The 25,865-nt window shown below is 28.1% G+C and carries 22 protein-coding genes and 1 tRNA gene; 6 read left to right on the top strand and 17 right to left on the bottom strand.

The genetic code is table 11. The features are described from left to right. Positions 1-161: 161 nt before the first annotated feature. The gene (locus OCU55_RS18570) at positions 162-1,499 is read left to right on the top strand and encodes a lipid II:glycine glycyltransferase FemX (protein ID WP_261853787.1); all 1,338 of its coding nucleotides are present in this window, start codon (positions 162-164) and stop codon (positions 1,497-1,499) included. A gap of 66 nt (positions 1,500-1,565) precedes the next feature. Here the strand turns inward: OCU55_RS18570 and OCU55_RS18575 are convergent, their stop codons facing one another. Together OCU55_RS18575 and OCU55_RS18580 are read right to left on the bottom strand one after the other, a co-directional pair. After that, positions 1,566-2,720, bottom strand: a complete 1,155-nt coding sequence (locus OCU55_RS18575) for a metallophosphoesterase (RefSeq protein WP_261853788.1) — start codon at positions 2,718-2,720, stop codon at positions 1,566-1,568. A gap of 126 nt (positions 2,721-2,846) precedes the next feature. Then, entirely contained in the window at positions 2,847-3,146 is a 300-nt protein-coding gene (locus tag OCU55_RS18580) for a hypothetical protein (RefSeq protein WP_261853789.1), read from the bottom strand. Between the two features lie 133 nt (positions 3,147-3,279). On the opposite strand from OCU55_RS18580, the gene OCU55_RS18585 reads away from it, so the two are divergent. Then, positions 3,280-3,355 (top strand) — tRNA-Pro (locus OCU55_RS18585). 29 nt (positions 3,356-3,384) lie between these two features. On the opposite strand, the gene OCU55_RS18590 is transcribed toward OCU55_RS18585, so the two are convergent. Next, the gene (locus OCU55_RS18590) at positions 3,385-4,764 is read right to left on the bottom strand and encodes an N-acetylmuramoyl-L-alanine amidase (protein WP_261853790.1); all 1,380 of its coding nucleotides are present in this window, start codon (positions 4,762-4,764) and stop codon (positions 3,385-3,387) included. Positions 4,765-4,830: 66 nt separating this feature from the next. Beyond that, positions 4,831-4,953, bottom strand: a complete 123-nt coding sequence (locus OCU55_RS18595) for a hypothetical protein (RefSeq protein WP_261853791.1) — start codon at positions 4,951-4,953, stop codon at positions 4,831-4,833. Between the two features lie 227 nt (positions 4,954-5,180). On the opposite strand from OCU55_RS18595, the gene OCU55_RS18600 reads away from it, so the two are divergent. The 4 genes from OCU55_RS18600 (at position 5,181) to OCU55_RS18610 (ending at position 9,396) form a co-directional block, all read left to right on the top strand. After that, positions 5,181-6,530, top strand: coding sequence for a [Fe-Fe] hydrogenase large subunit C-terminal domain-containing protein (locus OCU55_RS18600; RefSeq protein WP_261853792.1), 1,350 nt, complete (start codon positions 5,181-5,183; stop codon positions 6,528-6,530). A 61-nt stretch (positions 6,531-6,591) separates the two neighbouring features. Beyond that, complete coding sequence (locus tag OCU55_RS24085; RefSeq protein WP_427847074.1) at positions 6,592-6,759, top strand: phosphatase PAP2 family protein; 168 nt, start codon at positions 6,592-6,594, stop codon at positions 6,757-6,759. A gap of 217 nt (positions 6,760-6,976) precedes the next feature. Next, complete coding sequence (locus tag OCU55_RS18605; RefSeq protein ID WP_261853793.1) at positions 6,977-7,624, top strand: HAD family hydrolase; 648 nt, start codon at positions 6,977-6,979, stop codon at positions 7,622-7,624. Positions 7,625-7,914: 290 nt separating this feature from the next. Then, positions 7,915-9,396 carry an oligosaccharide flippase family protein gene (locus OCU55_RS18610; RefSeq protein WP_261853794.1) on the top strand — a complete coding sequence of 494 codons (1,482 nt, stop codon included), beginning with the start codon at positions 7,915-7,917 and terminating at the stop codon, positions 9,394-9,396. Between the two features lie 241 nt (positions 9,397-9,637). On the opposite strand, the gene OCU55_RS18615 is transcribed toward OCU55_RS18610, so the two are convergent. The 13 genes from OCU55_RS18615 to OCU55_RS18675 form a co-directional block, all read right to left on the bottom strand. After that, positions 9,638-11,416: a hypothetical protein gene (locus tag OCU55_RS18615; protein WP_261853795.1), complete on the bottom strand. Its 1,779-nt coding sequence runs from the start codon at positions 11,414-11,416 to the stop codon at positions 9,638-9,640. Beyond that, entirely contained in the window at positions 11,409-12,107 is a 699-nt protein-coding gene (locus tag OCU55_RS18620) for a hypothetical protein (RefSeq protein WP_261853796.1), read from the bottom strand. Before OCU55_RS18620 ends, OCU55_RS18615 begins: the two co-directional genes overlap by 8 nt. Before the next feature lie 217 nt (positions 12,108-12,324). Continuing rightward, complete coding sequence (locus OCU55_RS18625; RefSeq protein WP_261853797.1) at positions 12,325-13,209, bottom strand: glycosyltransferase family 2 protein; 885 nt, start codon at positions 13,207-13,209, stop codon at positions 12,325-12,327. A 34-nt stretch (positions 13,210-13,243) separates the two neighbouring features. Next, entirely contained in the window at positions 13,244-14,176 is a 933-nt protein-coding gene (locus OCU55_RS18630; RefSeq protein WP_261853798.1) for a glycosyltransferase, read from the bottom strand. A gap of 30 nt (positions 14,177-14,206) precedes the next feature. Further along, positions 14,207-15,100 (bottom strand): glycosyltransferase, encoded by an 894-nt coding sequence (locus tag OCU55_RS18635; protein ID WP_261853799.1) that lies wholly within the window; start codon positions 15,098-15,100, stop codon positions 14,207-14,209. A 399-nt stretch (positions 15,101-15,499) separates the two neighbouring features. Then, positions 15,500-17,287 carry a hypothetical protein gene (locus OCU55_RS18640; RefSeq protein WP_261853800.1) on the bottom strand — a complete coding sequence of 596 codons (1,788 nt, stop codon included), beginning with the start codon at positions 17,285-17,287 and terminating at the stop codon, positions 15,500-15,502. Beyond that, a complete protein-coding gene (locus tag OCU55_RS18645) occupies positions 17,277-17,975 on the bottom strand; it encodes a hypothetical protein (protein ID WP_261853801.1) in 699 nt (232 codons plus the stop codon). The genes OCU55_RS18640 and OCU55_RS18645 overlap by 11 nt, the downstream gene beginning before the upstream one ends. Then, the gene (locus OCU55_RS18650) at positions 17,972-19,093 is read right to left on the bottom strand and encodes a glycosyltransferase (RefSeq protein WP_261853802.1); all 1,122 of its coding nucleotides are present in this window, start codon (positions 19,091-19,093) and stop codon (positions 17,972-17,974) included. The genes OCU55_RS18645 and OCU55_RS18650 overlap by 4 nt, the downstream gene beginning before the upstream one ends. Positions 19,094-19,175: 82 nt before the next feature. Then, positions 19,176-20,627 (bottom strand): oligosaccharide flippase family protein, encoded by a 1,452-nt coding sequence (locus tag OCU55_RS18655; RefSeq protein ID WP_261853803.1) that lies wholly within the window; start codon positions 20,625-20,627, stop codon positions 19,176-19,178. A gap of 204 nt (positions 20,628-20,831) precedes the next feature. Then, complete coding sequence (locus OCU55_RS18660; protein ID WP_261853804.1) at positions 20,832-21,923, bottom strand: Gfo/Idh/MocA family protein; 1,092 nt, start codon at positions 21,921-21,923, stop codon at positions 20,832-20,834. A gap of 4 nt (positions 21,924-21,927) precedes the next feature. Next, entirely contained in the window at positions 21,928-23,436 is a 1,509-nt protein-coding gene (locus OCU55_RS18665) for a polysaccharide deacetylase family protein (protein ID WP_261853805.1), read from the bottom strand. Between the two features lie 2 nt (positions 23,437-23,438). Beyond that, entirely contained in the window at positions 23,439-24,443 is a 1,005-nt protein-coding gene (locus OCU55_RS18670) for a GNAT family N-acetyltransferase (RefSeq protein ID WP_261853806.1), read from the bottom strand. 11 nt (positions 24,444-24,454) lie between these two features. Then, positions 24,455-25,864 carry a hypothetical protein gene (locus tag OCU55_RS18675; RefSeq protein ID WP_261853807.1) on the bottom strand — a complete coding sequence of 470 codons (1,410 nt, stop codon included), beginning with the start codon at positions 25,862-25,864 and terminating at the stop codon, positions 24,455-24,457. Position 25,865: the final 1 nt, after the last annotated feature.

The raw sequence follows: 25,865 nt of genomic DNA on the forward strand, positions 1-25,865 counted from the left end.
TATATAAATTAATGATATTTACTTCATAATAAAAGCGGCTTATGTACTTTATATACCTAATGAATATTAAATTCTTGAAATAGTTAGTCCAATAGTATTAAAATAGTGTTATGCGTAAAATCAAATAACATTAGTGCAAATGCATTAAGGAGGAATTTATTTTGTATAGATTTAAGGAAGTAAACCCTTCACATATAAATGAGTTTAATTCCATTAATAAAAAAGGGCATATATTTCAAACATCGTATTGGGCTAGTATAAAAAAAGAGTGGACTCCAAAATTCATTGGAGGTTTTGATGAAGATGATAACTTAGTTCTGTGTGCTACTATGCTTCTAAGAAAAGCACCATATGTAAATGCTTATATGGGATACATGCCTAGAAGCTTTACTTGTGATTATAAGAATAAAAATCTTTTAATAGAATTCACTGATTTCATAAGAAGTTATGCAAAAGATAACAAGATATCTTTCATAACTATAGATCCTGATATACATTTATCCGAAAATGAAAAACTTTTAATCGAAGGCGAAGAAATAAAGGACTTTCTGAAGAGTTTAGGTTTTAATAACACAGATTCAAAAAACTTTGAAGCAATTCAACCAAACTTTGTTTTTAGACTAAACCTGCCTCAATTAGAGGATAAGGAGCAGGAAAAAAAGGATGTCTTTAAAACTTTTTCAAATAAAACTAGATACAATATAAAGGTATCTGAAGATAGAGGTTTAACCGTAGAAGTTTATGATAAGAATAATATCTCTGATGAAGTATTATCAAGATTTCATGAGATAATGGTTACAACCGGAAAAAGGGACAACTTTATAGTACGTAAAAAAGACTATTTTAAAGATATGATTGACAATCTCTCACCTTATTGCAGATTATATATGATTAAATATAGCTATGAAAAGGACTTTTCTACTGTCAATGCAAAACTACAGAAACAAGAGCAAGTACGTGAAAAAGCACTAGTTAAGATTGATGAGTTGAGATTAAAATTATCAGAAGAAAAAGATGAAGATAAATCTGCTAGAATTCAAAAGAAAATAGATGACCAAGATGCAAAGCTAAAAGAATCTGAAAGACAAATAGATGGATTTAAAACTCGACTTAAAGAGATCGAGCCATTCAAAGGTCAAGAAATATATCTTTCAGGATCTATATACCTTTACTATGGAGGTAAGGCTTGGTACCTTTACGGTGCTTCAGAAAACATTTTAAGAGATACTATGCCAAACTTTGCTATGCAGTGGGCTATGATAACAGATAGTATTGATTTAGATTGTTATCTATACGATTTTAGAGGAGTTTCTGGAGATCTTAATCCAGAAAACCCATTGTATGGTTTATACAAGTTTAAAAAAGGTTTTAATGGAGACTTTGTAGAGTTTATAGGTGAATTTGATCTTGTTATAAACAGCTTCATTTACAATCTATATAAGAAAGCATTCCCTAAATTTAAAGAAATAAGAAATAAAATAATGAATAAGAATCAGTAACAACTTAAATAGAGCAAAAAAGCCAGCCTTTTTAGTAATTTTAATATTCTAAAAAGGCTGGTTTCTTTATTTATTAAATTTCACTGTTATATTAACAATTTCACTTCTGCTTCCTAGTCTAATCGGAGGCCCCCATGTACCATAACCTGATGAGACTATTACATTTAAGTCCTTTTTCTTTAGATACCCGTAATCAACCTCAAATATTCTACTGGTTATTAAGTTATTAGGGAAAAATTGTCCCTTATGAGTATGACCTGATACCTGTATATCTACATCATTTTCCTCAGACTCTTCTAGAGCTGAAGGTGTATGATCAATTAATAAAACAGGTTTTGTCTTATCTACATTTTGTAATATGTCGTCTATGCTCTTTCTCTTTTTTTCAGATCTATTTATAGAAATATCATCTCTTCCAACTACATAAAACTGATTATTAATTTCCTTAACTTCATCTCTTAGCACTTGAACTCCATATTCACCTAATTCTTTAGTTATAGTTTCTTCCTCGCCTCTCATAATATCGTGATTACCAAGCGCAGCATAAGTTCCATACTTTGAATTAATATTCTTAAATTCAGCTGCCATATTGCCATTTATAAAAGGTTTTACTTCTGTATCAACTATATCTCCTGCAAATAATACAATGTCAGGATTTAACCTATTAATTTCCTCTACCATCGTACTTGCTCTCTTACCATCTATAAGATTTCCTAGATGTATATCAGAAACCATAACAACATTTAATTTATCCATTCCTTCTACATTTTTATTGATCTCTAATTCATATTTTTTTACATAAGAATGACTCCCGTTCCATGTCCCATATATCATCACAAATGCTATAAATAAAACTATCATCAGAGTTGTAACAAAAAGCAAGTTATTACTTCTCCTCATATTTGGTATAAATGAATATCGTCTGTTAATGAATGCAATTATATCAACAACAGGCAATATAATTATCAAATAAAAAAATATCCCTATCCAATATACTCCTATTAAATTAAAAATATCAAAAATCTTTCCTGACACATAATTACCTAAAAGCATAGTCACAATATAAGCTACTGCTACAACCCAAAATACGCCCCAAAATATAATACTATTTACAGGAATCTTTACTGCAATCCCTTTATATATCCTAGTGCCAATATAATAATTGCTTAAAGCATATATACCAAAGAATGCTATAATGAATAATACTATTTTATAGTTCAAGTGAACTGCCTCCCATCATAACGTTTAAAATCCCTATATTTAATTTCAACGTATATATTGATGTATTACATAATAATAAATTTAAAATAAGAGTTACCTTGTCAGGCAACTCTAACTTATTACGTACTATTTTATAAATCTCTTACTCATTTTTGCTTGTATCACTGAAGAAGAAAGCATTATCACCAAAAATAACCCGATCCAAACCTTAGTCAAAGACGGTAAGAAATAGTCTAATCCTCCAATTACAACTCCAATTATACCTAGTATTAAATTAAACTTACCATTAAATGCAATGTACCCATTTATATCCTTTGCATTACTTCTTTCAACATTCTTCCTTAATCCTTTACTAAAAAGTACAAGTACTCCAAAAATTATATATACTATACTTGCTATTTCTATTATTATAGTTGTCAGTTTCATTAGTAATCCCTCCATCTAATATAATTCCAATAATTATATATTATACAACATAAAATATTATATTTATATCCTATATTTTTCATTTTGTATGTTGACATAAATATAAAAGTGCTTTATAATTAACAATGTGCCACGGGGTGTAGCGCAGATGGGAGCGCGCGTGGTTTGGGACCATGAGGTCGCAGGTTCGATCCCTGTCACCCCGACCAAAAAGGAATTGTATTTATACAATTCCTTTTTATTTTATCTTTGTATTTATAATATTTAATATATCATCAATAACTTCACCATACTGCTTAACTTTTTCTGTTAAATCACTATTTTCTTTTAACAATCTTTTATTTTCGTTATTTTTATCTTCTAACATTTTATCAAAACTTTCAATAATTGAAGAAAACTCTTGATATCTCGTTCTTAAACTATCTATTTCTTCTGAAAAGCTATTTAATTTCTCTTTAACATTCTTTATGGTTTCTTCGTCTTTTGATGTATTTTCCTCTTCTGGATCTTCATATATCTTATTATCTTCAAATCTATCAACAACTGTAGTTCCTTCCATAGCAAACATCAATTGCAGTATCTTTAATCCATAATCTTGAGAAGCTGCCCAATTGCCTGAAAGCTCTTCTACATATTTAACCTTTCCAGTTAAGTATGAAAAATGCCTAGGATCTGAAGTATTATCGCTGGGATAGCCCTCTGCTCCTGCATATAGGGCTAAATGATCTAATTGTGCTGACACTCCGTCCTTCCAGCTTGCAAACTTAACAAAAGAGTCAGCAGTATCATCTCTACCACTTGTACTCTTTAATCCAGCCGGATTTTTATAACTTTCATCTATACTACCTTCAAATTTTCCAAATCCAGTTTCTAAGGCAGCTTGTGCATAGGCTATTGTAGGGTTTATGTTTCCGTGAAATGGATATAAGGACCAATATAAATCCGCTAAAGATATAAATAGATCAGTTGCTTGATTATTTTTTGCCCACTGCTTAGCTTGGTCCTTCAAACATGCTGTTTTTGATATTAGAGGTGTAAGTTTATTGTCATTAGTATCACTTGAATTAGTACTGTCTTTATACGGTTTTCCTATATAGTCTAAAAATCCTTTGGCTATTGAAAGAGCAACTTTATCCTTAAAGCTATCTTCTCTCAACAATGCTTCTTCACTAGAATTACTTATAAAACATGTTTCCACCAATATTGCAGGCATATTAGTTTCTCTTAATACAGCAAAGTTTGCAAATTTAACTCCCCTACTACTTAAATTAATTCCATTCACAAGATTATCCAATACTCTTTTTGCTAATAACTCTCCTTCTCCACCTTTTACTAATGCATATACTTCTGTTCCATTTGCAGACTGAACATCTGCACTATTTATGTGTATACTTATAAAGTACTTACAATTAGCATCATTAGCTAACTTTGCTCTTTCTGAAAGCCCCAAATAGGTATCATCATCTCTTGTTTGTTCCACTGTAACCCCTTGTTCTTTTAGAATCTGTCCACATTTTTTGGCAATATAAATATTACATTCTTTTTCCTGCAAACCTGTTGGTCCTATGGCACCAGGATCTCTTCCACCATGACCAGCATCCAACACTAAATCTATCATATATAAATTCATCTCCATATAATATTCAACTATTATATGTATATTTAAATAACTGTATATTATTAATTATTTTTTACTTTTTCTCTCTAAATTCTCATAAAAGTTTTCTTCTTTTGATGCAGCTTTACATAAAGATATACAAAAAAGCACAACTACCACTGAAAAAGCTATTGCTATCATATAAAACATGAATATCACCTTTTCTTTAAATAATTTAGAAACTATAATTTCATATTATGGTTATAATTAGTATCTGCAATTCAAATTAATTTATTCGCATAAATTCATTATTTTTTACAATATATGCTTACATTCAATGAATTAATTAACATTATAAAGAAAATAATATTAGTATATTTGTCATAAATATAAGCATATTTATTATATTTACCATCTTAATAATTAGGAGGAGTTCTATGAAAAAAGAATATGAAGCTTTGTTCAAGAAAATTGTTAAGGCATATTATGAAGATGACTTTGATAAAGTGGTGAACGACATAATCAACGACCCTAACTTTGATAGAGAAGAAGCAAAATCTATTATATCTACGTTATGTGGAGTGGATGTTGATAAAGATGATAATTACCTTTATAATCTAAAAAAAGCTATAACTGATTATAAGGTAAAAGAGAGGATAGTTGAAAAAGTTGGTAGTTGTACAGATCATTGTAAGGATAAAGACTCAGGACTTACAAAATGCCAATTAGCTTGTCCATTCAATGCTATCGTTGAAGACAAGAACTTTGGTAATACTTATATAGATGATACACTTTGTGTTGAATGCGGACTATGTATTGATGCTTGTGATAGCGGTAATTTCATCGATAGGATAGAATTTATTCCAATCATGGAATTATTAAAAAACAACAAAAAGGTAATAGCTGCAGTAGCACCAGCTATTTCTGGGCAGTTTGGTGATGACGTAACCTTAGATCAACTTCGCTCTTCATTTATAAAACTTGGTTTTTCAGATATGGTTGAAGTTGCATTTGCTGCTGACATGTTAACTATAAAAGAAGCTGCTGAATTTGATAAACACGTTAACAAAGATGGCGGATTACTTATAACTTCTTGTTGCTGCCCTATGTGGGTTGGAATGTTAAAGAAAGTTTATAGCGATTTAGTAAAAGATGTATCGCCTTCAGTCTCACCAATGATTGCTGCCGGAAGATTAATTAAGACATTAAATCCTGATGCTAAGGTAGTCTTTATAGGTCCTTGCATAGCTAAAAAAGCTGAGGCAAAAGATAAAGATATAGATGCCGCAATCGACTATGTACTAACCTTTGAAGAGTTAAAGGGTATTTTTGATACCTTAGATATTAAGCCCGGTGAATTACACGGCGTTCCTTCCATTGAGTACGCTTCAAGAGGTGGTAGGCTTTATGCCAGAACTGGTGGAGTATCAATAGCTGTTTCTGAAGCAATTGAAGAACTTTTCCCAGAGAAACACTCTATTTTTAAAGCTGTTCAAGCAAATGGAGTAAAAGAGTGCAAAGAAATCCTTGAAAAAGCTCAAGCAGGTGAAGTTGATGCAAACTTTATAGAAGGTATGGGGTGTATAGGTGGCTGTGTAGGTGGACCAAAAGCTCTAATTCCAAGAGAAAATGGAAGAGAATTTGCTAATAAGGTCGCATATGATTCACCAATAAAAGTTGCTACACATAGTGACATAATGACTCAAGTATTAAAAGAACTTGAGATAAACTCATTAAAGGATTTTCAAGATAAAGAAAAAATAGAAATATTCGAGAGAACATTTTAAAGACTATACAGAACGAATTACATCTTAAAAACCACTATCAAATTAGCTTATACGCAATATTATGATAGTGGTTCTTTTTCTATTACTTCACTTCTCAGTTTTATATATCTCACTGGCAGTAATTGTGAGATTCTCAACATTGTATCTTGGATTACACTATATTATGGATGTATTTATAGGAATCCTTATAGGCACTTTAATCACCTGCCCACTGAATGTCAATATGTAAATCTTACATTGCTATATTTATTAATTTGCACTAAAATTATTATACAAGCTTCTATAGATAAGCTATTAATTTCGAACACCATTTCAAGTAGACCCTTATGATAATGGTATTTAAACATTTTATTATAGTGAAAATTGTACAACCTGAATTATTAACTTGGAGATTCTAACGGTTGTATTTGTGAAATTAATGAATTTTAATGAGGTGATTTTTAATAATGTTTAAAGATATAAAAGCAGCAATATTTGATTTAGATGGCACTCTAATAGATTCTATGTGGATATGGGAAAAAATCGATACTGATTATTTAACAAATAAAGGTTATGCAAAGCCTGAAAATCTTAAAGACGAAATAGGCCACCTTAGCTTTGAGCAAACGGCTATTTACTTTAAAAATAAATTTAACATCTCAGATACAGTTGAAGATATAATGAAAGAATGGCACTCTATGGCTGTTGCACATTATACTAATGATGTAAAATTAAAACCTGGCGCAAAGGATTTTTTAATGAAGCTTAAGTCTTTAAACGTTAAAATAGGACTTGCTACATCAAATTCTCAAGAGTTACTTAAGGCCGCACTAGAAGCTAATGGAATATATGAACTCTTCGATACCATAACAACCACCGATGAGGTTTCACGAGGCAAAAACTTCCCAGATGTGTATCTCTTATCAGCTGAAAAATTAGGGGCTAATCCTAATGAATGCGTAGTTTTTGAAGATATTCTTCCTGCAGTTCAAGGCGCTAAGGCAGCCGGCATGAAAGTTGTAGCTGTCTATGATGATTCTTCAAAAGACGATAAAGAAAAGGTAATTTCTTTAGCTAACAACTATATTGAAAGTTATTTAGATATTGTTATATAAATTTCTTCGACTTATACAAGCATATATACTGCACTATTGAAAACTCCAGATTTTATACTGGAGTTTTTATAATTTTGTTATTTTTAACAATTAAGTGTTTTATTAATGTTCTAATTAGGACAAAATATTAGAAATAAGACGTTTTTATAATAGTTGAGTTATGGATTTACCAATTCCAATCAAAATCTATTTTTAAAACTCTCAAGGTTTCTGGTGAGAGAATTTAAAAACAATATATTTTATTACGAAGTGGTAAATCCATAGGAACTCTACAAAAGAAAGGTATACTAATGAAATCTAAAAATTCTATTACTAAAAATATTTTTTATAAATTATTACTGAACATATTTAATATAGTGGTTCCTCTTATAATAGGACCATATGCCGCTACAGTAATTGGACCGAAGTACTTAGGCAGGATATATTATAGTGAAGCAATATATTATTACTTTTTAATAATCGCAACCTTTGGTATATATAATTATGGGCTTAGGGAAATTAGCAGGATTAGAGATGACAAAGAGAAACTCTCAAAATTATTCACTAGCTTATTTTTAATAGGGGTTATATCTAATACAGTTTCACTAATTATATATATATCATTTGTACTTATTCATTATTCATCACAACCTCAACTCCCAGTACTCCTAATATATAGCTTTACACTATTTAGTAACATATTTTATGTAGAATGGCTATGTGAAGCAACTGAAAGCTTCAATTTTATAACTATAAAGACAATCATACTAAGAATATTTTATATAGTACTTCTACTATTACTCGTTAAAAAATCTTCGGATTATTTAATATATGCAGCCTTAAATTCACTATTAGTTTTCTTCAATTATGTTTTCAGCTTTGTTTACATAAAGAAGAATATAAAATTTAATTTTAATGATCTACAATTAAGAAAGCATATTAAACCACTAATAATCATTTTAATTATGTCAAATGCTTCTATTCTCTATAATCAGCTAGATAAATTATTACTTGGTTCCTATGTAAGTGAAATATCTGTTGGTTATTATAATATAGGTCAGATATTATCAAGCATAGTGAATACCATGCTACTTTCTATAATACTTGTTACTATACCTAGATTATCAAATGTTATTGCATCCGAAGGGGACGAGGCTTATGAGGGCTTATTAAATAAGATAACCAATACCTATCTAGCCATTCTCTTTCCTGCTGCAATAGGTATGTTGGTATTATCCAAAGAGATAGTATTACTATTATACAAAGCAGCTTATCTTGAATCTGTGAATGTTCTTAGGATATTTAGTGTATTTATAATATTAAGCGGACTCGATTTTCTACTAGTTAATAGCATTTTCTATGTAAAAAAACAAGAAAAACTTGCTATGATTATAGTTACATTTTTCGGTTTAATAAATTTGATATTGAAGATAATACTAATTTATAGCAACCATTTAAATCATATTACTACCATAGCTTCTACAACTACTGTAGAATTTGCTTTAGTAGTAGTAGAATATACAATCATAAAAAAGCTTCTTAAAGTTAAGTTAAAATTAATCTCATCAGCCAAAGTGAGATACTTACTTATTTCACTTTTATTTATACCATTATCTTTTATAATAAAGTTATTAATACATAACATTATATTAATAATACTTATCACTATGTCTTTGTGTACATTAGTTTACTCATTAATTCTACTTTTCCTTAGAGATGAGTTTTTGCTAGAAGTACTAGAAAAGTTTAGAATTAAACTAATTATAGATAAGCTTAAACGATACAAAAAATAGTGTACTTGATAGTGAATTAACCTTTTTAGCTCATATGCGTTTCCGAATGCACATAAGGAAAATCTTACAAGCAAATAAATTTCTTTTACTGTCTAGAAATAAAAAACTTATAACTCCTCTGAAATATCTAGTTTTATCAAACATAAAAACTTTATACTTTTTACAAAATAACAAGGAGTCTACAAACAGGTAAACTCCTTCTTACTTTTAATCCTAAAAACAACAAGTTATTATACGTAATTTAAATTTTATTTATCAGTTTTCTTGCGTATACAGCTACTTTGCTATTAGAATCATAAATAATAGCTACCACCCCCCACGCTATAAAGATATATTGAAATGGGAATATCTGCAACTGAGTTCTTAAAAACCAGCCACCATATTGTATCTTATAAATTAATATAAACCCAACAAACATAAAGAAGGTTGTAATTACAAAACTTATATCTTTTCTCGATGCTTTAATCATACCTAGTGCCATTATTGGAAAAGTCACTACTAAAAATATTGTTTCTGGATACATAATACGTAATATCATATATTTAGGTGAATTATATATTGTGGCACCAATATTTATTAGAAAATCCAAGTTAACTAGACTTAATATCACACCAGAAAAAGTCTTTGCTATTCCTTGAGATAATATGTACCCTTTAATCATATTAAATATACTGAATCCATACAACCTTGAGGACATAACAATTAATCCATAAACGATGACTGCCATAGAGATCAATATTGCTATTATATTGATCTTTCTATTAGTTAAAAATCTTACTATTAAATATAAAGTTGTTAGCATTAAGGTCAATAACAATGCATATCTTCTTAAAAACCATAAACTCATTGCCAATAGTATAAATCCTGTTATACTAAATATCCTATTTTTAAATTTATCACTACATACTATGATGTAAAATAGCAAGAATATATTAATAGATATAACTATATCTCGCAAGGCAAAAGCAGAGAAAACTGCAAAAGTTGGCATTATTGCTATAAGAACAGAACTCATCTTGGCTATATTCTTATTATTAGTAATTATATAAACAAAATTAAATATCAATAATACAAAAATAACGCTCACCAATATATTTATAAGTTTAACAGTTATAAATATATCGCTATTGTTTATAAATTTTATAAAACCTATAAAGAAATTATAACCATATTGATCAATGCCAGTTATAGTTTTCAAATTAGGCCATTTAAAATTTACAAGTGATTGGTATATGTAATCTCCAGTAGAATAATAAAATATTTCATCTGTCTGTGTATATGATAAAAATGTTCTGTACTTTATAAAATTATAAGACATTATTGCTACAGAAACTAAAACTCTTAATATTAAAGCTAACCATGCTATTTTAATTAATGAATTTTTATATTCCTTATTCTTTTGTATTATATTCGCAATTATTGAAAAAGAAATAACAGAACATAATAGAATTGCAAATTGCCCAAAAGCTGTAGCTCCTATAAACAAAATTACACTAGTGATAAAGGATATATTCTCATGATTAACTTTTATATAAGCTACATTAAATAAAATTATTAAAGCAATTGAATAGAGTATTGCTTGCATAACACTTATAATAATTGTGCTTAACCTTGCATCTTTGTACTGTATTTCATTGTTATCTAGCGGTGATACATGGAAAACCTTATTATTCTCATTTATTGTTTTCACATAATCATCATAAACATTATTAATTTCTTTATCGCTCACACCATTAATTGAATTAAATCTAATTCTATACCTAGCTTTAACGCCCTCCTCAGGTAAAATGTTTATTTTAAATTTTGATTTATATTTTTCGCAAAACTTATCATTTAGGATATTCATATCTTTTATCAATGTTTTATCCACATTATCAGAAACATTATTTTTACTATCAACAGTATATAGCTTAAACCTTTTATATTGCTCTACATTAGTATTTCTTAAAAAACCAAATATTACTGATAAAATGCACATTACTAAAATGCAAAAAACCATTTTGTATGTTTTGTTATTCATTACTTTCCCCTTTGAGTTTAGTAATTTCTTTCTTTAAGCCACTTAGTATTTTATCCTCGTCATCTTTACCAAATTTATCTTTTTTTATTAAAATGCAAAAGTTATCTTCAACTTCTTTATTATCTTTATAGATAACATTCACATCGTATTTTGATAAATCACTTATTTCGGATCCAAAAGCAATTGCAATAACAGTCTCATCTTCCCCAATTATATTTTCCAATGGTTTATATACATAGGGTTTATTGTTATCTTTCCTATAGTTATCAATCCATACGGAAGTGTTAGGCGTAAATAATAAAAGTTTATTAGTAAATTGATTATTCTTATCATTGAAAAATCTTTCTATATCTAAATAGGTTAATCTAATTCCATTACCTTTCTTAGTTATTGAGTATAACTTTTCCTTTCTTACTTTGTAGATATTATACTGCTTTTGTTCTTCTGTACTTATACATGAATTGTACTTCAACTTTATATCTGAATTGCTCTTTTCATCAGTTGTAATGTATACCGGTGTATTATCAACTTTTATACCATTATAGATAGCCATAATCATATCTGTTCTATCATTATTAGAAAATACGCTTATACTCTCGCCTACCACTTTACCGCTTGGTTTTACATTTATAAGAACGGCAACAAAAAATACTATTGTAAATATAATTAATACTGTTCTGTTACTTTTCATACTCTTCTCCTAATAAGTTTGTCTTAACACTAGTTCTTCCAATTTAATTGTTCTTTAGTTTTCTTTTAATGATTATTTCCTATTTATTTACTTATATACCTATACACTCATAAAACAATCAGAATAAATTATGTTTTAGCTGTTACTGTATCAAGAGTTTTAATATTTCTAAAAATAAAAAATGCTAGTAGAATTTTATTTTTTACTAGCATTTACTCTATTTATCTTTTTTATATAGTACCCAGCCTAGTATACTAGCTACAGACCAGTACTTTTTATCTATAAGTTCATTTTTTAATTTCACCAAACCAGATTTTTTATGGAAACCGAATCTGAAGTAATTAGCCTTATATCTAATTAAAACCTTACTAGGCAATTTATAAGATGATATTAAGTTATACGCATGAACGGTTCCATTTATATTTTTTAGTCTAACCTTAAATGAGTTTTTGCTTAATCCATCTTCTTTATATTCACATTGATAAACCACCTTATTAACCCATCTCATTTTATAGCCTTGCTCAGCAATTTTTAAGAAAACTACAATTTCAGTCATAAAGTTCTCGCCTTCAAACACTGGAAATTTATATTTCTTAAATATCTCGGTAACATATATCTCAGCCTTGTCCTGGGTATACCCCATATAAAATGAGAAGTCAATATAATTGGCATCAATGAATTGTTCATTTAATGTTTTTGTAATAGATTTCTTATCAAATCCGCCTTTTAAAGCTCCAATTCCTGAATACTCACTTCTTTCATTAACAGGTATACTATTCCACGCATCCACTATAGTTTTTAATGCATCTTCTGTTAATATATCATCTGAGTCAACTACGAAAAAAAGTTCACCCTTTGCTATATCCGCCCCTTTATTCATAGCAACATGCTTACCCATATTGGCTGACTTTACATATATAATCTCAATCAATCTATCAGCTTTTAATTTTTCAACTATCTGCTCTGTATTATCAATAGATCCGTCATCATATATTATCCATTCAAAATTCTTATAGGTTTGCTTTATTAATGACTCATATAAATTAGTTAATAGTTCACCTCTATTATAGGTAGGAGTAAATACAGTTATATCTTTAATCATTTTAATTCCCCCAATTTAATAAGGTACTTTACTTTTATTTTCTTATTGCTTTCTTTAATCTGTACATAGCACAAATTAGTGGTATCTCTAAATATAAGTGAGCATATTGAGACATCTTAATCATAAAATTATTAATCCAATTGTTACCTATATAATTTTTTACATAGTAAGTTTGAGATTTCATATAAATCTTATAGTCGAGCTTCTTCTTCTTTACATTTGATAATTCATTGTCTTTAACATCATGCTTATGTATATAGGACTCAGTAATCAATATTGCTGATTTCAAACCTCTTTTTTTTATTTTTCTGCCTAGTATATCTTCCTCAAAATATAAAAACACATTTTCGTCTAAATACCCAAACTCTTTAAAAATATTATTTTTCATGATAAAAAAGGAACCTGGCATGACTTCAGTATATCCGATTTCACAATCATCTTTATCAAGCTCTATCTCACTATATGATTTTGATATCTTTAATACCTTTGATAATAAGCTACTGTTAGCCAATATCAGACTCTTAACATCATTGACTCTCCATCCCAAATTATTAAAAACTAACTTACCATTTAATAGAGTTACTCCAGTTATCCCAGCTAAATCGTTTTTTTCACTTAATTTATTGCATATCTTAGTAAGCATTGCTTTTGTATTTAAAAAAACGTCAGGGTTCATTATTCCTATATATTTAATATCGCTGAAACTTTTAGTAGCAAATCTTATTCCTTCATTATTACCGTACGAATATCCACCATTTCTTTCCGTCCTTAATAAATAAATATTATCAAATGAAGATAACCTTTTAGATATTTGTTCATAAGAATCATTTGGGGAATTATTATCAACTACAATAATTTTAGCATTTATATTTAAACTTATAAGATTATTTACGCATTGAATTGTCATGTCATAATTTTTATAATTTAATATTATTAGCGCAAGTTCTTGAAGAATGTTATCACCCATTAGTATACTCCTTTTAAATAGCCTCCACATTTAAATAGATATTTTACCATAAACATTTTTTTTATAGTCCCTAACACCTTTTATAATCATTTTAAGCTTTCTTTTTTTATCTTGTTCAAATAGTATCACTTTCAAAATTTCTGTATAAAAAGCCCTTTTATCAACCTTTATAAATTGACTTTCTATTCCCTTGTATTTATTCCATAAGTACAATCTATTCCTAGTCATATAGTATCTTCTAATATAGTTATGATTGGTATATCCGGTTTTAAGTAGAAGAAGATCTTTTTCATCAGCATTTCCGCAACGATGCAATAGCTTCGCACCATTTGTTTGAATTAATTCATAGTTTAGATTTTTTAACTTGAAGCAAAAATCAAAATCAACACTATCAATAAACAGCTTTTCTTCAAAATAATCAACTTCTTTAAAAACCTCTGTTTTCACTAAATTACCAGATGTAATACACACATCGATTTGTTTATATGACCTATCATTCAAATCAGATTCTTTATCATTTTCAGAAATCTCAGTGTATCCTGTTTCTATATGAACAGTAGTTAAACTAACAACCTTATTCTTTTTTTCATCATCTAAAGCTTCATATGTATTAAGCATGGCTTTTACCATATTTGAAGTTGAGATACTATCATTGTCCATAGTTACTACCCACTTGGCCTTCAATTCCTCTGCTCTCTTAACACCACTATTTAGAGCAGTTGCAATTCCAAGGTTCTCGCTATTATATATAACTTCGGTTTTCTCTCCACCTTCTAGAGCTTTCAATACACTAATAGTTTCTTCGTCTGATCCATTATCTACAATTATAACTTTATTCACCTGATCAACTATTGAATTAAAACATTTTAAAAAATCTTCACCAATATTATAAGTAACAATCACGCAACAAACATCATTGCACATATTTTTCTCCTAACTCTACAGTTTTCATACTTTTATTATTTAGATAACTCAATATATCTATAAATCAGTATTAATACTAACTATCATCACTACTTTCAAATGAGCATTATCGCAAAATTTAATCAATAATGTTAACCATTTTAACTCTTTTTATAATACCCCACATACACTAATATAAAAAAAGTCGCTGAAGTGACCTTCTTCAGTGAGCTTTTTTAACGTATCTGCTTTTACAAATCATTTATAATTATTTCCCATTTAAATCAATTTAATCATAATAATAAAACTTTACGCAACAGATTTAATACTAAAATATAAAGCTTATTACTAGACTAAAATATCCTAATAATAAGCTTTAATTTTAAGCATATAAACTTCAATCATTTTAATTATTACATTTTAAAGTTTATTAATTAGCTTTTTAACCGTTCTTGCTAATCTACTATCAGAATCGTCAACCATAGTAACCAATCCCCACGCTATAAACATGTATTGGAAAGGGAATATCTGTAACTGAGTTCTTAAAAACCATCCGCCATATTGCATTTTATATATGGCTATAAAGCCTACAAACATAACTATTATAGTAATTACAAAACTAATATCTTTCTTTAATCCTTTAATAAATCCTAAGCACATAATAGGAAAAGATAAAATTAAGAATATTGTCTCAGGGTATATAATTCTTAAAATCAATGATTTTGTCGATTTGTAGATAGTTTCACCACTGTTTATTAAGAAATCTAAGTTAACTATGCTTAGAATTATTCCTGAAAGGAATTTTAATATTCCTTGTGATTCCACATAAAATTTTAGCATGATAAATATATTAAGAGCATAAATCTTGGATGCAACTACTACTAAACCTACTGCTAGTACTAACATAGACACCAATATGGCTATAATATTTATCCTTTTACTTCTTAAAAATCCTATTACTACATATAATGCTACTAACATTAGTACCAATAACAAAGCATAATGTCTTAAATACCATAATGCAATCATTAAAAAGAAGCATATAACAATATTTCTTATCTTGTTTGTTGATTTGTTCATTAAAATAACTTCATATAATATTAAAAATATGATTATTGAAATAAAAATATCTCTTAATGCAAAAGATGAGAATACTGCAAATGTAGGCATTACAGCCATCATTAAAGCACTTATTTTAGCAACATCATAATTTTCTGTAACACTGTACACAAATTTAAATATTAATAATACAAAAATAACACTAACTAAGATATTTATAATTTTAACACTAATAAAGATGTCACCATGATTTATTAACTTAACTACGCCCATGAATAAATTGTACCCATATTGATCTATTCCAGTTATAGCCTTAAGATTTGGCCAAGCAAAGTTAACCAAGGACTGGTATATATAATCGCTAGATGAATAGTAGAATATTTCATCAGTTTGAGAATATGAGAACAAAGTACTATATTTATAATAATTGTACATAAGCATTGCAATAGTAACTAGTACTCTTACTACTAAAGCCAATACCGATAATTTTATTAGAGTTTTTTTATATTCTTTAGTCTTATTTATTATGTTGTGGAATATTATTACTGCAATTCCTACTGCTAATACTGCAGCAAATAAGTTAAACACTGTAGATACCAAAAATACTACTATGCTTAAAGCTCCAAGTATATTTTCATTTATGTTTAATGGCTTTATTATTCTATATAAAAATAATAATACAAGTGAATAAAGCACAGCTTGTACAATGCTAATAAGCGTAGAATGAAGCTTTATATTTGTGTATTCAACATTATCATACTCAATTGGTGAAATATGAAAAACAACACTACTGTTTTTCAACATATTAGCATAATCATCATAAACCTTACTCATCGCTTGACCATCTAATCCACCTTCCGAAGTGAACATTATTCTATATCTTGAATTAATCCCCTCTGCTGGCAATACATCAATTTTAAAATTACCTTTATAACTTTGGCTAAAGTTTTTATTAAGTATATTTAACTTTTTTAGAACTGCTTTATCAACAGAATCAGAAACATTGTTATCAGCATCTATTGAATATAACTTAAAAACCTTATATTGTTCAACGTCATTTTTCTTTAGAGCCCCTACTAATACGGACAATATAGAAATCACTATAATACAAAGAATCAACCTGTATTTATAATTAATCTTATTTACCATTACTTTCCCCTTTAAGATTATCAATATTCTTCTTTAAATCACTATATATTTTTTCCTCTGTATCTTTCTTAAAAACACTCTTTTTTATTAGAATACTCAGAGCATCTTTAATTTCATTATTATCTTTATTAATAATATTTACATCATAATTAGACATATTGTCTATTTCTGATTCAAATAAAATACCTGTAACCGTTTCATCATCATTTATTATCTTCCCTACTCTATCGTATATATAAACTTTACCATTAGTCTTTTCACTGTCAAACCAATGGCTTGTGTTAGGCGTAAATAGTAAAATATCATTATTAAAAGAATTCTCACTACTATTTAGATATTTTTGAACATCCGAATAACCTAGCTTCTTTCCAAATCCTTTTTTGCCTACAGAATATAAACTTTCCTCTTTTAAATTGTATATATCATACATAGCTTTTTCTTCAACTGTTACTGCTGATGCGTATTTTAACTTTACATCTGAGCTATCTCTCCAATTTGTACTATTTGTTACGGAAATATTATATTTGTTTAAAACATTTTGTAAGGTTAAATTCATTTGTGGGCTACTTAAATCAGAAAACACAGTCACTTTCTTAGTTTCATCATTTCTATTAGGTAATATATTTATTATGACTGCAGCTAAAAAAACTACAGTAAAAAGTATTACAATATTTTTGTTTCTTTTCATATACTTCCCCTGCCTAACACTATCTCATAGTAATCTTCCAATTTGTTAATATAATCGTTGATATTATATTTATTTTTTAAACACTCGTATGCATTATTTGCTATCTGAGTTCTAACATCTTCATTTTCATATAGATAAACCATGCTTTTTACTAATTCCACTTCCGATCTTTCTTGTAGCATTATACCATTCTTTTTATTTTCTATTAACTTAGCAAGTCCTGCAACTGGTGTTGAAATAACCGGTTTTTTCATTGCCATGGATTCAAGAACTGCAATAGGTAACCCCTCTCTAACAGATGGCAACACAAAGCAATCAAAAATATTCATATATTCATATATATTTTTTTGATATCCTGCAAAGATTACCTTATCTTTAATTTGTAATTGATCCACAAGTTTTTCAAGCTTTTCTCTTTCTTCCCCATCACCAACAATCAACAGGCAAGCTTTCTCATTATTCTTGGCTACTTTATAAAAACTTTGTATCAATAAATCTGCTCCCTTTACTGCTATAAGTCTTCCTAAGAAACCAAAAACAAATTTATCTTCACTTATTCCTAGTTGCTTTTTCAATTGACCTTTGTCTCCAACTTTAACTTTCTCAAATTCATTAAAATTGAAAGCATTATCCAAATACACTATTTTATTTTTATTAGCATCATTATTATTTTCTTCATAATACTCTTTAACTAACTCCGAACATGCTATCGATAGATTGTATCTGTTTCTAAAAAAGCCATCAATACTCTTCATTATCTTATTGCTTTTCATCCACTGATAAGTAACATGTATATGTGATATAACAGGAACTTTGTATTTTTTTGCTGCTATATACGATGCTATGGATGGCTTTACATCATGTCCATGAACCAAATCTATATTATGTTCTTTTATAAGTTTACCTAACTTATTAATTTCTAATGGGTTTAGCCTATTTATATCTATTATAAAACTTTTAATTCCCTTTTCTTCATAATACCTTTTTAACTCCTCACCTGAGCAAACCGCATAACATTCATATTTTTCGTTAAGATTTGTACTAATATCAGCAATAACCTTTTCTGCACCACTTAATCTTCCAGTAGCTACGACATGAAGAATTTTTATTTTATCCATAGTATCCTCCCGTATTTGTATATAATATAAATAATTTATCCTGTTATAAAATATAATTTGAAATTGTTTAAATATATAACTATTAATGTTTTTTTGTACCTATTCCAAATCTGCTTAAAATAGTAAAAATAGTTTCATCTTTTATAACGTATAAAATGAAAGCATATAAGCTCCCATTTATTAGCATAGCTACTATAGCAATAAAAAGCAAATTATTAATATATAATTTAATTAACATAGTTATCGGAATAAACATAAGCGATATAATTAGATATCTTACTTTATCTAAACTCAAAAGATTAAAATTCACTTTCATTTTAATTTTAATAAAACTATACTCTAAAATTACTAAAACTATATTTGATATTAATGTGGTTATAACTGCCGTTTCTGGTCTTAATATACCTAGTTTTAATATTATTACTTTTAAAATTATATTGATTAATCCACAAATAATTAAGAAACCAACTAAATATTTTTCCTTACGCTTTACATAAATTATCTGATTAGTTAGAATATATTCTATTCCCATTGAAATTAAAAATATGCTAAATGCTCTTAACACTGGTACAGATGGTAAGAACTCACTCTTTGCATAAAGCATTATTATTTCCTTTGCTAAAGAAAATAATCCGATAGCAGCTGGAAACATAAATGCAAAATAAAATTTTGATACTTTATTTAAAAGATTTAAATAATTCTCTTCACTTTCTTCAGAAATATTGGATAGTCTAGGTATAGTAACATATACTATTGATAATAGCATTGGGTTTATTAGTGTTATTATCATCTGGCATATATTGTAAAACCCAACTTCACTTTCTCCATTATATATTCCCAGCATTATTTTATCAAATTGTGTATAAAGCATATATGCATTGGATATTAATAAAACAAAAATTAGAGGTTTTATATGTTTAAATATTGACAAACCGGAAAAATCAAATCCAATTCTTCTTTTTATATATATAAAACTGGTAATATTATTTAAAATAAATGTAATTGTAGTTAATGAAACATAAACATAAAAATCACTTTTATTTTTAACTAAAGTAAATAATAGAATTATGTTTATTATTCTTATAATTATTGTCTTAAAAGTAATAAAATCATAATTTTCTAAAGCTTCATTTACCCATTCTGTATAAAGTGAATCTTGAAGCATGGTTATACTAAAAATTAATAAAACAAAAAATTGTGGTTTCCCATTAAAATTTAATAAAACATAGCTTAAGTATATAACAAATACTGTCACATGTGTTATTATTCCAAACAAGAAAAGGCTTGTGAATGTCTTGTTAAGTTTTTCTTTATCATCTCTTATCTTACTTAATTCTCTTAATGCATAATTGTATATACCAAATGAAGCAAATATCATAAAGTAATTATATATACTTTCTGAATAAGCGATTCTACCCATTAATTCTGGACCAAACACTCTTATTGGATAAGCTCCTATTATTACTGGAACTATTATATTGAATATTCTAAGTAATATGCTGTATATAGTATTTTTCGCTATAGATTTACTCATTGATCTTCTCTCCAAGACTTTATCATTAATTGAAATTTCACTCACATTAGAGAGTGAACAATTAAGAACAGTTTTTAATTCAATTATCAAATCTTTATATATAGATTCTTTACTATAAATAAAAAGATATACAAAATGTATATCTTTCTTAATTAATATAACAATAATAGGCCTTAATATCAACAACTATACTATTATTAATCATTAAAACTTAGCTTTCATATCTATAGTAGAAAATTCATCCATAGGAAAACTTACTGGCATTCCTGTCAGTCTAGACTTATAAGCTGCTAATATTATGGACATCGCTTTTCTTCCTTCTACTCCATTTACATAAGGCTCTCTATTTTCCTTAACCGCCTCAATTACATCCTTAAATAAAGGTGTATGTCCAAATCCGTATACTGTATCTGGGTCTTTTTCAAGTTCTTTAGATGTATCTCCTTCATCTTCCACTTCCTCAAATCTCCATACATCCACTTTATTAACTGCTAACCCTCCAATTGAAACCGTGCCCTTTTCTCCAAATATATCTAATGTTTCCTTAAGATTTTTAGGATATACACAAGCACTTCCCTCTATTATCCCAATAGCCCCGTTTTTAAATCTTACTAAAACAGCGCCAAAATCTTCACCATCTATATCCCTCATAAATGTATCGCATTGAGAATAAACTGATTCAACTTCTCCACCAAGCATCCACTGTAACAAATCTATATTATGTATACATTGATTCATAAGGGTCCCACCGTCTAGTTCCCATGTACCTCTCCAAGGTGCTTGTTTATAATAATCCATGTTTCTATTCCAAAGTATTCTAGCTGTCCCATTAAGTATTCTACCAAACTTATTATGTTCTACTGCACTTCTTAGTTTTTGTATAGAAGTATTAAATCTATTTTGGTGGCTTACACATAATTTAACATTATTCTTGTTAGCACATTCGATCATTCTATCTGCATCTTTTATAGATAACGCTATAGGTTTTTCGCATATTATATTTAATCCCTTATTCATGCAATCTATAGATATCTCTGCATGATATCCACTTTCTGTAGCTACAGTAACAATATGAATTTCTTCGTTAGCTATCATAGCTTTGTAATCTGTATAAACCTTAGGCAGTTCATCCTCTGGACAAAGCTTCTTATACTCATTTGCTTTATTAATTGCATTTTCAAGTACTATATCACATACAGCAACGAGTTGTCCTTCTTTCCTATTATTAGCTATTGCTTCTACATGTTTATATGAAATTCTACCGCATCCTATTATCGCAAATTTATATCTACTCATTATATTATTCTCCCCTTTTAATATATTTCTTTAAAACATCCCTACCATTACTACCATAACATTTCTTTTCATGCAAATAAATCATAATTTGTTCATACACTCCATTCCATCTACTTACCTGAGGATTGAATCTATCGAAAGAAGAGTTATGCCAAAGAAGGGTAAATACCCCATTATAATCTTGCACTTGATTAATTAATAATTTTACCTTTTCAGTTGCCTCATCTAATCCATAACCACTGTATCTGCTGTCCATTATCGAAGTTTCCATAACTATTAATGGTATTTCCCATATATCTAAAACTCTATTTTCCAGTATATCAAATGGCTTATACGGATGGCATATGCCACATCTAAATCCTTCTGAATCTGCAAAACTTAGTGTACAATCATACAAAAAGCCCAATTTTTCTTGTATCCTCCAAGTAAAAGGAGCACTAAATCTTAGAAAATGTTGTCTTATCCCATATTCTTCTGATTTAACAATACTATCTAGGTTTATTTTTTCATCTTTCATCTTTATGTAATCATTATAGCTATTAAAACTTCCGTGATACCCACACTCAAATCCATCTCTTTCAAGATTATCAATTAAATCTATCACTCTTTTATCATTGTATATATATTTATTATCAAAGCTTGTCTCTCCACCAGTCATAAAATAGAAAGTTGATGTAAAGCCAAACCTTTTTTCCAAATCCATAATATATTCAAAGGTCCAGTAAGGATCTTCTTTATAATCAGACTTACTCTTAACATAATTCGCTAGATTTTTTAAAGATAAAGCAATCTCTTTATTTTTTACCAAAAGTTTAACTGAATCTTTTAGTGCTCGTCCCAAATTCGTATACTTTTGTATCCAATCTACATCATGTGTAAAGCAGGCAGCAAAGCTATTATCTCCCCAATAATGTTTTCTAACAAGCGAATTATCAAGTTTTTTTAATAATGCCCATATGAGTTCTATTTGTTCATTTACTATAGGTCTATCTAAAAAGTTATTTTTATATGCTAATGATTCTTTTGCTGAAAATCTATTATATATCTCATCATCACTTTTGTAATTTAACACAACCTCTTCATATCTCGATAGCATAAAGAATATATCAGATACAATATCAATATTAGAAGTAATCTTATTGACTTCTTGTTTTATAAATAGCTCAGCATCATCACTAAAAATTGATATTATATCTTTTTTATTTTTTATATTATAATCAAGGTTATATTTTCTTACACTTTGAGGCACTGAGTCAGCTTCTAGATATCTCTGTGAGAATAACTTATTCGAATTTTCAATTATAACTTTCTTATCAAGCTTATCAATAAAACTTAAATATTTCTCACTGTCTTTATAAACTATATTTACATTACAAAAATCAACTTCAGTATTTAAATTAATATCATTGTCAGTATAAAAATAAATCTCTATTCCAAGAATCTCTGATACAGTAGAAAAAACATATTTTATCTGTTTTTTGAACTTATTATTTTCAATAAAAACTCCAACCATAATCACTTACCTCTAAGTTTATTGTATAGTTTATTCAAGCCATCACTGTTGTTATATATATCTTTAATTATTATTTTTATAAGGCTTTTTTTGCCCATATACTTGCTTATATTAAAATATGCCTTTTGTTCAGCCCCAAAAGACCTAAAAAATCTTTCTATATCTTCTATCATACTACCCTCAAAATCAAACTTTTTAGTGACTTTGGAACAGTATTTTATGGCCTCCCATATAAGAAGAGTATTAGCTTCAGAATATCTAAAGTTAGGATCACTAGCTCCCATTAAATAATAAGCCGAGTTTTCATCCCATACTACAAAAACAGCAGAATGAACATTTCCTTCACCATCTTCTGCAAAAAGAATTTTAACACATCCATTAACGGAACAGGCATCATAGATTTGTTTAACAACCTCTAAACTATAAGGAATCTTCATATTCTGCCTGTTAAACGTCATAGTATTAAGCTTATAAAACTCCTCAATATTCATATCCTCTTTTATATTAACAATCTTCTCAGACTTTCTTATTTGATTTCTAGTTTTTGAATCTATATTACTGAATATATTATCTATATCATATAAATCCTCTATTACATAGGTATATCGCGTAGTCTGAGTAAAACCCTTCCAATAAAAAGGTAGCCAATTTGATACTCCGTAATCAAAATTTTGATTATATTGTTCTAGCTTTAATTCACTCAACTTATCGATGATACTATTCATTATATCTTTTTCATACGCCAGTTTCTTTGCATACTTCTGATGGATTGGATACCCAATCCAAACACCATTTTTTTGAGTCAATACTGGCTGTACAATTGATTTCTTACCTTTGCTATCTCTAACATAGTAAGGTAACGTTCCAACTATCTTTCCACCTTTATCTACTATTATAACATCCCAATTTGACTCTCCACATACCGCATCCATCCACCAATCTTTAGAGAATATAGGAATAGTTTTTTCTATCTTGCAAAGTTCTCTGTACCTCTCTTTATCAGTCATTAGATTCCCTCCTATATCAGATCAATAGCTTTCATTGCATTTTTTATATTTTTTATGTTTTCTTGTTTATAAAACCTTTGCGACACTTTAATAACATCATCTTTATTAACTATAGCGGTATCATTTATAGCCTTTACAAGCTCATAAGGTTCATTTACGTATCTTGTATACTCAGATTCAGTAAGTAGATCCCTAAGGTTGTCCTCACTAAGGTTATCAATATTAATTAGTATATTAGGCGTACCAAAGGATAAAGCTTCTATAGCACAAGTGGAATATACTGTAAGATGTAAGTCACAGTATCCTACTGAATGATAAAAATCTATGTTTTCTTCTATAATAACATTTTGAGGAAAATTATATTTACTGAAATCTTTATTAAAGTATCTAGGTATAAACATATATAATATTTCATTATCACTAGCTGCAGCAGTCTTAATAAAATCTATTAATTTTTCTTCTATAGTTATTTGGGATGTGACCACCACTATTTTCCTATATTCATTTCTAATCTTCGAAAAATACCTTATAACCTTATCATTTTCTTTACTATCTCTTATAACATCTTCGATATAATAGTTTCCTATGGAATAAATATTATTACTTTCAATATAATTATTGCTTATTATATCTTTAACATAATCTCCAAATACAAATATATAATCGCTAAATACATCTTTTCCTATTGGTTTGAAGATATTGTAAGCATAGTGATTGCTATTTATAATCCCATGTTGAAATTCTACTACCTTTATGTTGTTCTTATGAGCGCTAAAAATAAGAGCTTGATGCATTAAATTATAGTAGCAGTTAACAAAAACCGCCTTACATTGCTTTGTTTTTAAGAAATCATCAAATACTTCAACATATTTAAAAAAGTTATTAATTATACTAATATAATCAACTCTAACTCCATAACTTCTCTCAATTTCATCAAGTATAGAGCACTGATCTATTTTTACATCTACCTTTTTAGTAACTTTCTTTATATCAAATAGGCTAGTGCTAATATAATTCTTGTGATAATATTCGCTATTATTTTTATGTTTTGAATCTATACAGTTAAGGCATATTAAAGACTCGCTACCAAACTCCTTAATAAATCCATGTGCTATTTTATCTGAAACTTTTGAATCTATAGTACGTTCTTCTAGTCTATCAGTAAATATTATATAAGGATAATTACTGAAATACTTATGTATATTCCAAATACTATTAGATACTTTGCTTAATGCCCTAGTATATTTACTATCTACCACATTGCTATTAGTACTACTTCCACCACCATTAATAACCATATTCTCATAGGAATTAGCATAATGCCATCTTAAAATCTGCCATACCCTAAGTTCATTAGTAGCAATATCTTCAACTTTATAATTCAATTCTACTTCTTTTAAAAAATCCATTGGTTTCATCATT

The organism is Clostridium folliculivorans (genome assembly GCF_024341905.1).
In the GTDB taxonomy this organism is placed as follows: Bacteria; Bacillota; Clostridia; order Clostridiales; family Clostridiaceae; genus Clostridium_AR; species Clostridium_AR folliculivorans.